Source organism: Mycobacterium sp. IDR2000157661 (assembly GCF_022317005.1).
GTDB lineage: Bacteria > Actinomycetota > Actinomycetes > Mycobacteriales > Mycobacteriaceae > Mycobacterium.
On sequence record NZ_CP081006.1, the window covers coordinates 4,728,288 to 4,742,148 of the forward strand.

Consider the following 13,861-nt stretch of genomic DNA (forward strand, 5'->3'; position numbering starts at 1 on the left):
TTTGCGCCAAGCCTAACCTTACGAACGCCTTCGGATGGCAGAGGAGCACACGTGGTCGCAGTGGTCACCGGGGGCGCCGGGTTCATCGGGCGGGTGCTGGTGTCGGACCTGGCCGAACGCGGACCGGTGATCTCGATCGACCGCGAACCGGTGGCCCCGTCCGACGGCGTCACCGCGATCACCGCCGACCTGCTCGACGAGTCGCCGCAGGTGCGGGCGGCCCTGACGGAGGCGCAAGTCGTGTATCACCTGGCCGGCTGCCCCGATGTGCGCGATCCGCGCCCGGACGCCGACGAGCGGCGCCATCGCGACAACGTCGTGGCCACCGCGGCCGTCCTGAGCGCGGTCCCGCCCGACGTCCCGCTGGTGGTGACGTCGTCGTCGTCGGTGTACGGCGGCACGGTCGCCGGCCGCGGCTGCCTGGAGAGCGACGTGCTCGACCCGCGCGGCGGCTACGCCCGCAGCAAGCGCGCGGCCGAGCGGCTGTGCGAGGAGAGGCTGCAGGCCGGGGGGCTGGTGTGCACCGCCCGCCCGTTCACCGTGGCCGGCGAAGGCCAGCGTCCCGGCATGGCGGTGTCGCGGTGGATCGCGGCGGTGCGGGCGGGGCGGCCGCTGCCGCTCTACGGCAGCCCGCGCCGCAGCCGCGACATCACCGATGTGCGCGACGCGGCGCGCGCGCTGGCGGGTCTCGGCGCCGCGGGGGCGCGCGGGCTGGTCAACATCGGCACCGGTGTGGGGCACACCATCGAGGTGATCGCGACCGCCGTGTGCCGCACCCTCGGCGTTGCGCCGCACTTCGTCATCGAGTCCGGCCACCCGGCCGAGGTCGAGCACACACTCGCCGACACCACGCGGTTGCGCGAGCTGCTTGGGTGGGTGCCGCACACCGACCTCGATGAGCTGGTGGCCCGCCAAGTCGAGGCCACCCTCGTCGGCGCATGACCGCGTGGCTGCGGTGGGCCATGGCCGGGGTTGCGGTGCTGGCTTTCGTCGCGGCGGCGTCGGGCATCGCGGTCCCCGCCACGCCAAACGAGCCCGTCGCGGTCGACGAGCCGCAGTACCTGATGACCGCCCAATCGTTGTGGGAAGACGGCGACCTGGACATCGGCAACCAGATCGCCCAGCAGAGCTGGCGGGACTACACGCCGGTTGAGCCACCGGCCGAGACGGTGGTTCAGCCCGGCGGTCAGCAGATCAGCCCGCACGATCCGCTGCTGCCGATGCTGCTCGCCGCACCGGTCGGCATCGCCGGCTGGTGCGGGGCGAAGCTGACGATGAGCCTGCTGGCCGGCGCTCTGGCCGCGCTCACGCTGTGGGTCGCGGTGCGGCGGTTCGCGATACCGCCCACCCTCGCCGCGTCCGGTACCGCCGTCGCCGCCGCGTCGGCCCCCCTCGCCGTCTACGGCCAGCAGATCTACCCGGAACTGCCGGCAGCGCTGGCGTGTCTGGCCGGTGTCGCGGCGGTGACGGGTCCCCGGTCCCGGACGTCGCTGGCGGTGGTGGCCTGTGCCGTGCTCGCGTTGCCGTGGCTGTCGATCAAGTACGTCCCCGTCGCGGGCGCACTCGCGATCGTCGGCCTGGTCCATGCGCGGCGGGCTGCGGTATGGCTCGCCGGCGTGCTCGCACTCGGCGCTGCGGTCTACGCGCTGATCCACGTCGTGCTGTGGGGTGGGCTCACCGTCTACGCCAGCGGCGACCACTTCACGCAGAGCGGCCAGCTCGGGGTGATGGGAGCCGACCCGGACTTCTTCTTCCGGTCGTGGCGCCTGGTCGACCTGCTGGTGGATCGCACCTTCGGGCTGGTGCCGTGGCAACCGGCGTGGCTCCTGCTGGTCCCCGCACTGGGCGCGCTGGCGGCAGCTCGGCTGAGCGCGCCGCTGGGCCGCGCGGCGCTGGCCCTGCCGTTGGCCGCCGGTTGGCTGGTGGCCACCTACCCGGCGCTCACCATGCACGGCTACTGGTGGCCCGGACGTCAGGTCGTGGTGGTGCTGCCGTTGGCGTTGCTGATCATCTTGTGCTGGCTGGCCCGCGCCGGACGGATCGTACGCACGCTGGCTGCGGCGCTGGGGGCGGCCGGGGTGTTCACCTACGGCTGCCTGCTGGTCGACGGCTACACCGCAGAAGTGCACTGGGTCAACGGCTTCCAGCAGGCCGATGCGCCGGTGTACCACTTCCTGCATCCGTGGCTGGCCTACTACGGTACGACCACCAGCAACGTCGTCTGGGCCGGGCTGACGCTGCTCCTGCTCATCGCGGGGTACTACACCGTTCGCCGCGCGGGGTCAGTCCTCGACGACGTGGTCGCGGAACCGGTCGCGAGCGGCCGACCATAGGCCGGCGTCCCAGCCGCCGGCGCCGAGCGCGTCGACGGCGGCGTACGCCATGGCGAACGCATGGTGGGTGTTGTCGTGGGCGAACAGCCCCAGCCGCCCGAACGTCGTCACCGACGGCAATGCAGACGCCCATTCGTCCAGTCCGCGTAGGCGTTCGGCGTAGCCGTGCTCGTATACGGGGTAGACGTGCCGGATCCGACGCACCTGGACGGCGTCCGGTCCGTCGAGGCGCAGCGGCGGCAGCCCGAGCCGGGCCAGGGTGTCGCGGGCGAGGTCAGCGAGCTGCTGTGAAGTGGCCGACCACACCGGATCGGCGGAGTCTGCAGCGCAAGGGATCTCGCAGCACAGCACCGTACGGTCGCTCGGATCTTCTTTCGACACACGGTAATTGGCCGGTTCGGAGATTCGGCTGATCGGAGTGTCGGCGTCCGGCAGGTAGGTGGCGTCGAACTCGGTCCACCGGGACCGGGCCGAGTGCACCAGATACACCAGCACCATCGCGCGGAAGGTCAGACCCGCCGCGTCGGCGACGGCGCGAGCGGGGGCGTTGGGGACCACGAGGGCGGCGAGCCGGGGCAGGGGCGCCGTGGTGAACAGGTGCCCTGCGCTCAGCACATCGCCGTCGGCGGTGCTCACCTGCACGTGGTCGCTCTCCGGACGGATCGCGGTCACCTCGGCGCCCGTCTGCAGCTGCGCCCCGGCCGAAACGGCGGCCTCGGCTACGGATTCGACGATCTGGCCGAAGCCGCGGCGCGGATAGTGGAACGTGCGTCCCGATCCGCCCGTCGAACCCCGCACCATCCTTGCGGCGATCTTCGTCGGGGTGTCGGCGCGTACTCGGACCCGCGCCTGCTCGGGGTCGATCCGCTCACCCGGAATGCCCCACAGTTTCACGGCGTAGGGCCCGTACAACCGGTCGTAGAGCGTCGGCCCGAGCCCGCGGCGCAACGCGTCGGCGTAACTGGCCACCGTCTTTCGGCGACGCAGCGGGGCGGTGATCGCCTCGGCGCCGATCCGTGCGATGGTCGACGCCGGTAGTGCGCGCGCCAGGTCCTTGGGTCGCAGCGGGAACCCGACCCACCTGTCGTCCACCCGCAACCGGCCGTGCCTGGGTCGAGTCTGCAGATCGTCGCCGAGCAGGCCGCACAGGTCCGCCATGATCTCCGGTGCCGTACTCGGGTGCAGTCGATGGCTGCCGTGGTCGACGCGCACCCCGGCCACCGGGAAACTGGCGGCCATTCCGCCCACGACGTCGGCGCGTTCGAGCACGATGACCGAGCGTCCGGCCCTGGCGGCGCGCCACGCGGCCATGAGTCCCGCGGGTCCGGCACCGAGCACGATGAGGTCAGCCGAAGTCGTCACGGGGTAGACCATACGGCGGACGGCTGTCAGTCCCGCTCGGCGATGAGGCCTTCCTGTGCCATGGTGGCGGCCACGACACCGTCGGCGCGGATCAGGCTGCCGGTGACCACGCCCCTGCCCTGTGCGGCGGCGGGCGACGTCGTCTCGAGCAGGTTCCACCGGTCGGCGCGAACGGGTCGATGGAACCACATCGCCGAATCGGTGGTCCCGCTGCGATGCGTGCGCGCCCGCATCGAATGCCCGTGCACCTGCAACGCGGGGTCGATCATGTACACGTCGCTGACATAGACCGCGATCAGCGTGTGCAGCTTCGGATCATCGGGCAGCCGCACCGCGGCGCGCCACCACAACCGGCGCACGAACCCCTCCCCCGAGCCCTCGTCGGCGATACGAATGTCGAGTTCGTCGAGCGGCATCGACGGTGCCGGACCTGCAGGGCCGGTGCGCGGCAACGACTCCGGGTCGAGCGTCACCGGGGGGCGTCGACCGTGTTCGGGGCCGGGCATCGGTACGGCGAACGAGACCGTGGCCGTGGTGAGCAGCCGGTCCTGTTGGCGGGAGTCGACGCGTCGGGACGACGCGGTGCGGCCGTCGAACACCCGCGCGACGTCGTACTCGACGTCGTCACCGGCCTCTCCCCCGCGCAAGAACTGCAAGTGCATGTTGGTCGGCCACCGGCCGGCGTCGACGCTGCGCCATGCCGCTGCGAGACTCTGGGCGACGAACTGCCCGCCGTAGGAACGCTTTCCGCTCGGCCCGCTGGCCGGTCCGACCCAGCTGTCGGTGCGCTCACCGACACGCAGTTCGAGTAGCCCGAGCAGTGTTCTCACGGCGCGTCACCCGTCGCCACGGCCCCCGTTTCGACGAGGCGCGCGACTTCGTCGGCGGTCAAGCCGAGCCACTCGCTCAGCACGCCGGTGGTGTCGTCGCCCAGCGCGGGCGACGCGACGGCGGGCGGATAGTTACCGCCGACCGACACCGGCAGTCCGGGCGCCAGATACGTACCGATCCGCGGTTGCTCCAGCGGCGTGAACAATGGGTTCGCGGTCACCTTGTCCTGCTCGGCGACTTCGGCGAAGGTGCGGTAGCGCTCCCACAACACCGAGGTGGCCGACAGCGCGGCGGTCACCTCCTCGGCGCTATGGGTGGTGAACCACTCGTTGAACAAGCCCGACAGGGCATCGCGGTGAGCGAAGCGCTGGCCCTCGTCGGTGAAATCCGCGCCCAGCGTATCGGCAAGTGCAGCAACGGCTTCCGTGGTGCCGGTCAGTTCGGACAGGTCGCGGAAGTGCCTGCCGGTCAGCGCGACGACCATGAACGCCACGCCGTCGCTGCTGGTGAAGTCCTGGCCGTACTGCCCGTACACCGAGTTGCCGATCCGCTCGCGCGTGGTCCCGTTGACCATTGCCTCGGTGAGGAAGCTCAGGTTGCCCGCCGTCGCCAACGCGACGTTCTCCAGCGGGATGCTGACGCACTGCCCGTCTCCCGTGGCGTCGCGGTGGCGCAGCGCGCTCAGCACGGCCAGCGCCGCGTAGATGCCGCACGTGACATCCCACGCCGGCAACACATGGTTGACCGGGGCGGCCAGCTCCGACGGACCGGTCACCATCGGGAACCCGATGCCTGCGTTGACGGTGTAGTCCACACCGGTGCCGCCGTCCGCGCGTCCGGACACCTCCACGTGGATCAGGTCGGGCCGCAGCCGTGCCAACGTGTCGTACGAATGCCACTCGCGTCCAGCCACATTCGTCATGAAGATGCCGCTGTTGGCGATCAGCCGCTGAATGACGTCCTGGCCTTCACGGCTGCGCATGTCGGCCGCCACCGAGCGTTTACCCTTGTTCAGCCCCGCCCAGTAGATGCTCTCGCCGTCACCGGTCAGCGGCCAGCGGCGGTAGTCGGCCGCGCCGCCGACGGGATCGATCCGGGTCACTTCGGCGCCGAGTTGGCACAGCGTCATCCCGGCCAGCGGGACGGCGACGAAGCTGGAGATCTCGACGATGCGCACGCCGGCCAGCGGCCGGGCGGGGTCGGGTGTGCCGGTCATCGCGATCAGTGTAGGCAGCGGGCCGCGCCGACCTGCGCGGTCGGGGCCGTTCGATCACACCAGGTCGATGGCCTCGGCGATCGACGGCAGGATGCGACTGGGTCGAAACGGATAACGCTCGACCTCGTCGACCGTCGTCGACCCGGTGAGCACCAGGATGGTCTCCAGTCCGGCCTCGATGCCCGCCACGACGTCGGTGTCCATCCGGTCGCCCACCATGACTGTGCTCTCCGAATGGGCCTGAATGCGATTCAGCGCGCTGCGGAACATCATCGGGTTCGGCTTGCCGACGAAGTAAGGGTCGCGTCCGGTCGCCTTGGTGATCATCGCGGCGACGGACCCGGTGGCGGGCAACGGCCCTTCCGCCGACGGACCGGTGACGTCGGGGTTGGTCGCGATGAAGCGGGAGCCGTTGATCACCAGCCGAATCGCCTTGGTGATCGCTTCGAACGAGTAGGTCCGGGTCTCACCCAGCACGACGAAGTCGGGGTCTACGTCGGTGAGCGTGTAACCCGCCTCGTGCAACGCCGTGGTCAGGCCGGCCTCACCGATGACGTAGGCCGATCCGCCCGGCAGCTGATCGGTGAGGAACGAGGCCGTCGCCAGTGCCGAGGTCCAGATCGACTCCTCGGGCACCATCAGCCCCGACCGCATCAGCCGGGCCGCGAGGTCGCGCGGCGTGAAGATGGAGTTGTTGGTCAGCACCAGGAACGGCCGCTCGCGTTCCATCAGCCGCTGCAGGAACTCCGCTGCGCCGGGCAACGCATGCTCCTCGCGGACCAGGACCCCGTCCATGTCGGTGAGCCAGCACTTCGGCTTGTCGTCGCGCATGCTCCCAGTGTGTCAGCTAGGAGCAAGGCAGTGCGGCGGCGTTCAGCCCATGGGCATGTCGGGCAGCGGCGCGTTGCAGCGATCCCGGAAGTCGATCGCGGGCTGCCTGACCGCGCGCAGTTCATCGCGCACCTGCGGGTTGGCGTCCAAGTAAGCCCGGACCTCCGTCATCATCTGATCCCTGGGCTTGCCCTTGAGGCCGGTGAAGAAGGCGTTGACGTCCGGGTGGGTGAAGAGGTACGACGACGTGCCTGCGGACACCCCGGCCATGACGCCGGCGAGGTCGGCGGCCGTGCAGTTGGGTGGCTCGGCGGCGGCGGTCGCGGCGGTGCCGAAAAGCAGCGCGCCGGCGATCACACCGGTGCCGATAACGTTGCGAGAGAACATGAATGGCTCCTTACTTCGATGCGGCAGACTACCCGACGACACTTAGCGTGGGCCAGGACGCCCGGGGCGGCCGATGTCGATAGGCGGCCGCGGCGGGCCCGGGTCGAGGACGATGTCGAGTCCCCAGTCATCGCTGCAGTACCAGGGGTCGGCGCAGTAACCCGGGTAGACCGGCCCGGCCGTCGGAGCGTCCGGTCCCCCACCGCGCACTGAGCCCTGGGCGCACACGGTGGCAGCACCGGCGTTTGTGCATTCGGCCGACACCGGTGGTGCGGTGAGCAGGGTCGCCGGGATCGCGGCGAGCGCGACGACCCGACCCCAGTTCCCGACCTTCGTGAGCACTGCTTCCCCTATCCGATGCGGGAACGAACCCGTGTGTCGAGAGAATACGACGACCGTGGTTCGTTTTCCGGCTGTTGGCCGGATAGCCCGAGATCTTGCCGGCCGTCGTGTCCGCGTCAGCGCGGTTGGTTCGGCACACCCGGGAACAACTGCACGTCCGGTCCGGCGGTCACGTAGCCGAGCTGCTTGGTCACCAGGTGTGGCGCGAAAACAGCCCCGTAGAGCACGTTTCCGACGACGATGACGGACACGACGGACACGATCACCGACTGTGCGCGGGTCTTCGACACCTTCTCGGCGAACATCTCGATGACGTTGCGGCCATTGGCGTCCGTGCGGCCGAGCAGGTAGGCGAAGACCATCATCTGGATGCCCATCGCGATGGCGTCGTAGACGGGGTACTGGTGAATGCTGCCCTCGAAGAGGGCGAGTCCCGGAATCACATAGCCGTAGTAGAAGACGCCGACCTGCGCACCGAGGCCGCCGTTGAACAACAACGCCCAGCAGAAGCCGACCACCAGGCCGACGATCAGCAGTGTGATCGGTCGCCGCCAGTTGAACCGATCGCTGAGATGCCGCCCCAGTGCGGCCCCGGTGACGGCGGGGATGCAGAAGTAGCCGATGTATCCCAGCGGCACCGACGACGGCAGCCCACCCCAGGTCATGTTCAGCGGCCACCACGAGGGCATCCGCGGCAGGCCAGGCGGGAACTGCGCATACATCGCCCAGTCGTAGGGCGCCTCGATCCACGAGAACGAGATGGCGCAGATACACAGCAGGAGCAGAGGATGCAGGCGGCGGCCGCGCACGCTCAAGTAGATGCCCGCCGCCGTGAAGCAGATGCCACTGAGCCATCCGAAGGCGTTGGCCGCGGCCAGCAGTGGCGTCAACTCGGCGTTCACCGGTCGCGCGATTCCGGGTCGAACCGGATCACGACGGCGAAAATCGCGGCGATCAATCCGAACAACGTTCCGAGCATGATGAGTTGGCCCACCGCCATGTCCCCTCTGCGTGCCCTCCGAACAGTAATAGTGGATACTATTACAGCCGCCACGGTCGAGGGACGACTATCGTGATTTCCCGTGTCGCAGCGAGGATCATCGAAGAAGGGCGTACCCCGCGCAGTGCCCGCGACCCGGCGGCCGCGCGGCGAGGCCCGCCGACTCCTCCTCGCGGCGGCCCGCGACCTGTTCAGCGGCCGCGACTACCGCAGTACCACCACGCGCGAGATCGCCGAGGCCGCAGGCGTCAGCGAGTACCTTCTGTTCCGTCACTTCGGTTCCAAGGCAGGGCTGTTTCGGGAGACCCTGGTGGTGCCGTTCACCACGTTCCTCGACGAGTTCGGCAAGACCTGGCAGGCCGTCGTTCCCGAGCAGACCGACGAAGCAGAATTGACGCGGCAGTTCGTCGGCCGCCTCTACGACGTCCTCGTCGACAATCGGGGCCTGCTGCTGACGCTGGTGGCCGCCGACGGTCTGAGCGAGGAGGACATCGAGGCGACCGGGCTGGCCGACATCCGGCGGGCGCTCAGCCTGCTCGGCCGGATCAGCGCCGAGGGCATGCGTATGCGCGGGATGCGGCCGAAGCAACCGGATCTACCCGCCCACTCCACGGTGGCGATGATCGTCGGCATGGTGGCACTGCGCTCGACGTTCTTCGGCAATCGCCCACCATCCCGCGAGGAGATCGTCGAGGAACTCGTCCAGGCCGTCTTGCACGGGTTCCTGCACCGTCCCGACTGACGGATCAACCGCCGGGTCCGTTGGGCCACTTGAGCAGTGAGCCGGCGTCGACCCGAATGTGCTGTCCGGTGATGTAGCGGCTGTCGTCGCTGGCCAGGAACACACCCAGGTGGGCCATGTCCTCGGGTTCGACATACGGGATGGGCATGGCCTGGAAGATGGTGAACACCGGTTCGGCATCCTCACGGGTGGGCTTCTTGCCCTCGGCGATGAGGTCCGGACGGAAGACGCCGTACATTCCCTCGTTCTGCAGCAGGCGGGTGTTGCAGTTCGTGGGATGGATCGCGTTGATGCGAATCATCTTCGGCGCCAGGTGAAGACACATCTCATCGACATACTCCATCACGATCCGCTTGCTCCATCCGTAACCGGCACCCCCCGGTCCCATGTCCGGGCTGGTGGTCGTCCCGCGCATCATGCCCGCCGTTGACCCGGTGACGATGATCGACGCACCGCCTGCAAGATGCGGGATGGTGACCGCGACGGTGTTCATCACACCGAGCAGATCGACGTCGGAGGCGTCGACGAAACCCATCGGATCGGGATTGCCCATGGCCATCGGCAGGATTCCGGCGTTGGCGACGACGATGTCGATCCGGCCGAGATCAGCCAGGCCGGCCTCGACCGCGTCACGCAGCTCGTGTCGTTCGCGGACGTCGGCGATCCGCGCCACCACCCGCCGTCCGAGCTCCTTGACCGAACGCTCGGTCTCGGCAAGATCGTCCGGCGTCGCCAACGGATACGGGTTGGAGGCGATGTCGCGGCAGATGTCGAGGGCGATGATGTCGGCGCCCTCCCTCGCCATCGCAACCGCGTGGGCGCGTCCCTGGCCCCGTGCCGCGCCGGTGATGAAGGCGACCCTGCCGTCGAGCTTTCCGGTCATGTCGTGCTCCGATGTCGTGGGACGCGAGCCGATCCCACGCCCGAACAAAGACCGAAACTATGCCACGCGAGTGGATTGGGGCAATAGGTAGTGGGACAAACGTTTGGTACGACGGGCCGCCGTGAGCGCCTCAGTGCGGGCGACGGTCACCGGTCGATTCCCCGGGGAGATGAACGACCCCTCCCAAACAGATCTTCCAGATCGAAACCGCGCGCCGATGTTTCAGCAGGCAGGAGCCGCTTAACCGGCCTAGTGTCTGGTAAGGTTCACCAAATATTGGGTCAGCGACAAAACCCTGTAGGGAGTCGAGGTAATTGGCGCAGTCGTGGGGCAACGCGTATGACGACGGCACGCGCCGCACCGAGATCCTGCAGACCGCGGCACGGCTGATCGCGACATCGGGTCTGCGTACCTCGCTGCAGGAGATCGCCGATGCCGCCGGGATACTGCCCGGCAGCCTCTACCACCACTTCGAATCAAAAGAGTCGATCCTCGTCGAACTGTTGCGGCGTTACCACGCCGATCTGGACCGGATCGCGGAGCAGGCCGAGATCAAGCTGGACGACCCGTCCTCCCAGTCCGCCTTCGACCGGATCGTCGACCTGAGCTCTGCCATTGCTCAGTGCGCGGTGACGCACCGCGCCGCGCTGCAGATGTCGTTCTACGAGGGGCGGAGCTCCAATCCGGAACTCAGAGCCCTGGCACAGCGGCGCCCGAGGGGGGTGCTTCAGGCGATGCTGCAGACGCTGCGCGCGGCCAGGTGGAGCGGGTACCTGAGATCCGACGTCGACCTCCCCGTACTGGCGGACCGCATCGTGCAGACGATGCTGCAGGCGGGGCTCGACGTCATCCGCCAGAACGCGCCCGCCGAGAAGGTGGCCACCCTTCTGAGCCGCATTGTGCTCGAAGGACTGGCCGCCAGCCCTCCGACCGACCAGGAACTCGACGGATCCGCCGCGTTTCTGGCCGCCGATGCGGTTGTGCAGTCGTGGACCGAGGACAGCGAGGCCGAGCCGGACGATAAAGCGACGCACGTGCGTGCCATCGCGCGGGCGGAGTTCGGGCGTAAAGGCTACGAGGTGACCACCATTCGCGACATCGCCTCGGCGGCCGGCATGGGAACCGGCACGGTGTACCGACTGATCGGCTCCAAGGACGAGCTGCTGGCGTCGATCATGCGCTCGTTCGGCGAGAAGGTCGCGATGGGTTGGACGGAAGTGCTCGGTGCCGATGCCTCAACCATCGAGAAGCTGGACGCGCTCAGCTGGATCAACACCAACGCGCTGGACCGCTTCGGTGACGAGTTCCGCATTCAGTTGGCGTGGATGCGGCAATCACCTCCGGGCACGCCGAACCCCGGGTGGCTGTTCACCGAACGTGTGCGGCAGATGAAGAACCTGTTGGCCGCGGGAATGCGGTCCGGCGACGTGCGCATCGACAGTCCAGCCAACGATCTGCTGGCCCGGTGCGTGATCGGAATCGGCTGGGTTCCCGAGATCATTCTTCGCGACCTGGGGACCCGTCGGGCCCTGATCCATGTGCGCGATACGACACTTCGCGGTGTCGTCGACCGCACCGCCTGACGCACCGGTTCTCACAGTCTGGAACGCATCGCGGACCCATTCTCAAGTTGAACCAAATACTTGTTCTGTCATAGCATGGATGCTCGAGCCCCGCGCCCGCTCGGCGAGAAGGGCCTCACTCGTGGGGATGACGATGACCGACAGGGATTCAGATGGACGACGCCAGTGCTGAAACGCGATACGACCCGTCCGGCTGGGATCCTGCCTCGACCCGAAAACTGTTGGCCGCCGCGCGGCCGGTCGGCAAGCTGTGGTTCCGCTGGGAGGTCCGCGGTATGGAGACATTCCCGCACACCGGGGGTGCGCTGGCCGTGTCCAACCACTCGGGCGGCATTCTCACCCTCGATACGGTGACCTTCAGTAGCGCGTTCTACGACCGGTTCGGCTACGACCGACCCGTGCTCACGCTGGGGCACGACGCATTGTTCGCCGGCCCGCTCGGCGACTGGGTGTCACGTATCGGACTCGTTCCCGCCCACCGGGCGGTCGCCACCCAGGCGCTGCAATCGGGCGCGGTCGTGTTGGTCTTCCCGGGAGGTGTCTACGACGCCTATCGACCGACGCTGAAAGCGAACGAGATCGACTTCAACGGCCGCACCGGCTATGTGGCCACCGCCGTGGCGGCGGGCACGCCCATCGTCCCTGTCGTGTCGATCGGGGGTCAGCAGAGTCAACTGTTCCTCACCCGCGGCACTCGGCTGGCGAAACGGCTCGGCCTCAAGCGGTTCCGCTCGGACATCCTGCCGATCTCCGTGGGGTTCCCGTTCGGAGTCAGTGCGGTCGTTCCGGTCAATGTCCCGTTGCCCACGAAGATCGTCACGCAGGTGTTGGAGCCGATCGACGTGATGGCACAGTTCGGCCGAGACCCTGACATCGCCGAGGTGGACATCCACGTTCGAGCGGTCATGCAGCGCGCGCTGGACGAACTCGCCGAACAACGGCGACTTCCGGTGCTGGGATGACAGCCCTCAGACTCCGGCCGCGGAACGTATTTCGTGGTACGCCTCGAGCAGAGCGTCGGTTGCCTCCGAGGTGTCTGCGAGTGTCACATCGTCGGTGATCACCGAAAGGTTCAACTGATCGATATAGCTCCATACAGTGATGTTCATGCCGCACCCGGGCGGCAACGGACCCACCGAATAGATCTCATCGACGCGTGCTCCGTCGAAGTGACCAGGGTTGCGCGGTCCCGCAACATTCGAGACCGGGATGTTCATGAGGCGGCGGGAGGTGTCGTGTTCAGCCACCCACTTCAGGGCCCGAGTGGCGACGGCTGGGGGCACGTATCCCATCAGCCGCCCGTACAGCTCCTGGTCGAACAATTCCCGACTGTCCTTGGCGATCGTGGTCGCCTCGGCGACCAACCGGAGACGCTGCAACGGGTCGCTGATGTGCACCGGGAGAGACACCGCCAGCCCACCGATTTCGTTACCGGTGACTCGGTCGGTCGACTGGTCGGTGCTGAGCGGAACCGAGGCGACGATGGGTTCGTCGGCGGCCCCGTCGTAGCGCAGCGACAATGTGCGCAGCGCTCCGGCCGCCATCGCCAGCACGAGGTCATTGACCGTGACATTGAGGTGCTTGGCGGTGATCTTGACGTTCGCCAGCGGAAGCGTGTCGCTGGCGAACGTGCGCGCAGGCGAGATCACGTGGTTCAGAAATGTTGCCGGAGCGCGCATCAGCTGCGCGAAGTCGGGCTGCACGCCGCGTTCGCGTGCGCGCCGGCGCAGCCGCCAGGAGCCGAGAGCGACGTCGCGGACCGTCGAGGGCATCTCCGCGAACTGTCGCACATGATCGCGACCGGCGGCGCGCAGTAGTTGCACAGGCGACGGCGGCGCACACGGTTCGTCGGCTGCCGGCGCGGCCTGGCCCACCCCGTCCACGTCCAGTAGTCGCGCCAGCAGGTTGGCTGATGCCACGCCGTCGGCGAGCGCATGGTGCACCTTGCCGATCAGCGCCCACCGCCCGTCAGCCAGGCCCTCCGCGAAGTAGAACTCCCACAACGGGTGACGCCGATCCAGTTGCGTACTGGCGACCTCGCCGACGACACGGTCGAGGTCCCGCCTCCCGCCGGGTGCCGGAACCCTCACCCGCCGCAGATGATAATCGAGGTCGACCGTGCAGTTCTGCAGCCACATCGGATGATGGAGGCGCCCCGGTATCTCCACCAGTTTGTAGCGCAGCGGCTCCAGAAGCGGCAAGCGTCGTTGGAAGCTGCGCCGGAACGCCTCGAAGTCGGCGCCCGAAGCCGGGTCCGCTGTACTGAGGATCGCGATCTTGAGCGTGTGGCTGTGAACGTTCGGAGTTTCGCTGTAGAGCAGAAGCGCGTCCATTCCGTTCAGGCGCTTCAT

Annotated in this window: 14 protein-coding genes; 5 read left to right on the forward strand and 9 right to left on the reverse strand. The window is 68.2% G+C overall.

Annotated elements, in window-relative coordinates:
- Positions 1-51: 51 nt before the first annotated feature.
- Together K3G64_RS24255 and K3G64_RS24260 are read left to right on the forward strand one after the other, a co-directional pair.
- Positions 52-942, forward strand: a complete 891-nt coding sequence (locus tag K3G64_RS24255) for an NAD-dependent epimerase/dehydratase family protein (protein WP_238888034.1) — start codon at positions 52-54, stop codon at positions 940-942.
- Positions 939-2,333 carry a hypothetical protein gene (locus tag K3G64_RS24260; RefSeq protein ID WP_238888036.1) on the forward strand — a complete coding sequence of 465 codons (1,395 nt, stop codon included), beginning with the start codon at positions 939-941 and terminating at the stop codon, positions 2,331-2,333. Before K3G64_RS24255 ends, K3G64_RS24260 begins: the two co-directional genes overlap by 4 nt.
- Here K3G64_RS24260 and K3G64_RS24265 read toward each other — a convergent pair.
- The 7 genes from K3G64_RS24265 to K3G64_RS24295 all read right to left on the reverse strand — a co-directional run bounded on the left by K3G64_RS24265 (position 2,283) and on the right by K3G64_RS24295 (position 8,204).
- A complete protein-coding gene (locus K3G64_RS24265) occupies positions 2,283-3,695 on the reverse strand; it encodes a protoporphyrinogen/coproporphyrinogen oxidase (protein WP_238888037.1) in 1,413 nt (470 codons plus the stop codon). The two genes, K3G64_RS24260 and K3G64_RS24265, sit on opposite strands and share 51 nt — an antisense overlap.
- A 26-nt stretch (positions 3,696-3,721) precedes the next feature.
- Positions 3,722-4,525, reverse strand: a complete 804-nt coding sequence (locus K3G64_RS24270) for an acyl-CoA thioesterase (RefSeq protein ID WP_238888039.1) — start codon at positions 4,523-4,525, stop codon at positions 3,722-3,724.
- The gene (locus K3G64_RS24275; protein WP_238888041.1) at positions 4,522-5,742 is read right to left on the reverse strand and encodes a CoA transferase; all 1,221 of its coding nucleotides are present in this window, start codon (positions 5,740-5,742) and stop codon (positions 4,522-4,524) included. Before K3G64_RS24275 ends, K3G64_RS24270 begins: the two co-directional genes overlap by 4 nt.
- A gap of 54 nt (positions 5,743-5,796) precedes the next feature.
- The gene (locus K3G64_RS24280; RefSeq protein ID WP_238888042.1) at positions 5,797-6,573 is read right to left on the reverse strand and encodes an HAD-IIA family hydrolase; all 777 of its coding nucleotides are present in this window, start codon (positions 6,571-6,573) and stop codon (positions 5,797-5,799) included.
- Positions 6,574-6,615: 42 nt separating this feature from the next.
- Entirely contained in the window at positions 6,616-6,960 is a 345-nt protein-coding gene (locus K3G64_RS24285; protein WP_238888043.1) for a heme-binding protein, read from the reverse strand.
- Positions 6,961-7,002: 42 nt separating this feature from the next.
- On the reverse strand, positions 7,003-7,302 hold the full coding sequence (locus K3G64_RS24290; protein WP_238888045.1) for a hypothetical protein: 300 nt from the start codon (positions 7,300-7,302) through the stop codon (positions 7,003-7,005).
- Positions 7,303-7,418: 116 nt separating this feature from the next.
- Positions 7,419-8,204 carry a spirocyclase AveC family protein gene (locus K3G64_RS24295; RefSeq protein WP_238888047.1) on the reverse strand — a complete coding sequence of 262 codons (786 nt, stop codon included), beginning with the start codon at positions 8,202-8,204 and terminating at the stop codon, positions 7,419-7,421.
- Positions 8,205-8,384: 180 nt separating this feature from the next.
- Here K3G64_RS24295 and K3G64_RS24300 point away from each other — a divergent pair, with 180 nt between their 5' ends.
- Positions 8,385-9,044 (forward strand): TetR/AcrR family transcriptional regulator, encoded by a 660-nt coding sequence (locus K3G64_RS24300; RefSeq protein WP_238888048.1) that lies wholly within the window; start codon positions 8,385-8,387, stop codon positions 9,042-9,044.
- Positions 9,045-9,048: 4 nt separating this feature from the next.
- Here K3G64_RS24300 and K3G64_RS24305 read toward each other — a convergent pair whose 3' ends face one another.
- Positions 9,049-9,927 (reverse strand): mycofactocin-coupled SDR family oxidoreductase, encoded by an 879-nt coding sequence (locus tag K3G64_RS24305; RefSeq protein ID WP_238888050.1) that lies wholly within the window; start codon positions 9,925-9,927, stop codon positions 9,049-9,051.
- Positions 9,928-10,241: 314 nt separating this feature from the next.
- Here K3G64_RS24305 and K3G64_RS24310 point away from each other — a divergent pair, with 314 nt between their 5' ends.
- On the forward strand, positions 10,242-11,510 hold the full coding sequence (locus K3G64_RS24310) for a TetR/AcrR family transcriptional regulator (protein ID WP_238888052.1): 1,269 nt from the start codon (positions 10,242-10,244) through the stop codon (positions 11,508-11,510).
- Positions 11,511-11,662: 152 nt separating this feature from the next.
- Entirely contained in the window at positions 11,663-12,472 is an 810-nt protein-coding gene (locus K3G64_RS24315; protein ID WP_238888053.1) for a lysophospholipid acyltransferase family protein, read from the forward strand.
- 6 nt (positions 12,473-12,478) lie between these two features.
- On the opposite strand, the gene K3G64_RS24320 is transcribed toward K3G64_RS24315, so the two are convergent.
- Positions 12,479-13,861 (reverse strand): WS/DGAT/MGAT family O-acyltransferase, encoded by a 1,383-nt coding sequence (locus K3G64_RS24320; RefSeq protein WP_238888055.1) that lies wholly within the window; start codon positions 13,859-13,861, stop codon positions 12,479-12,481.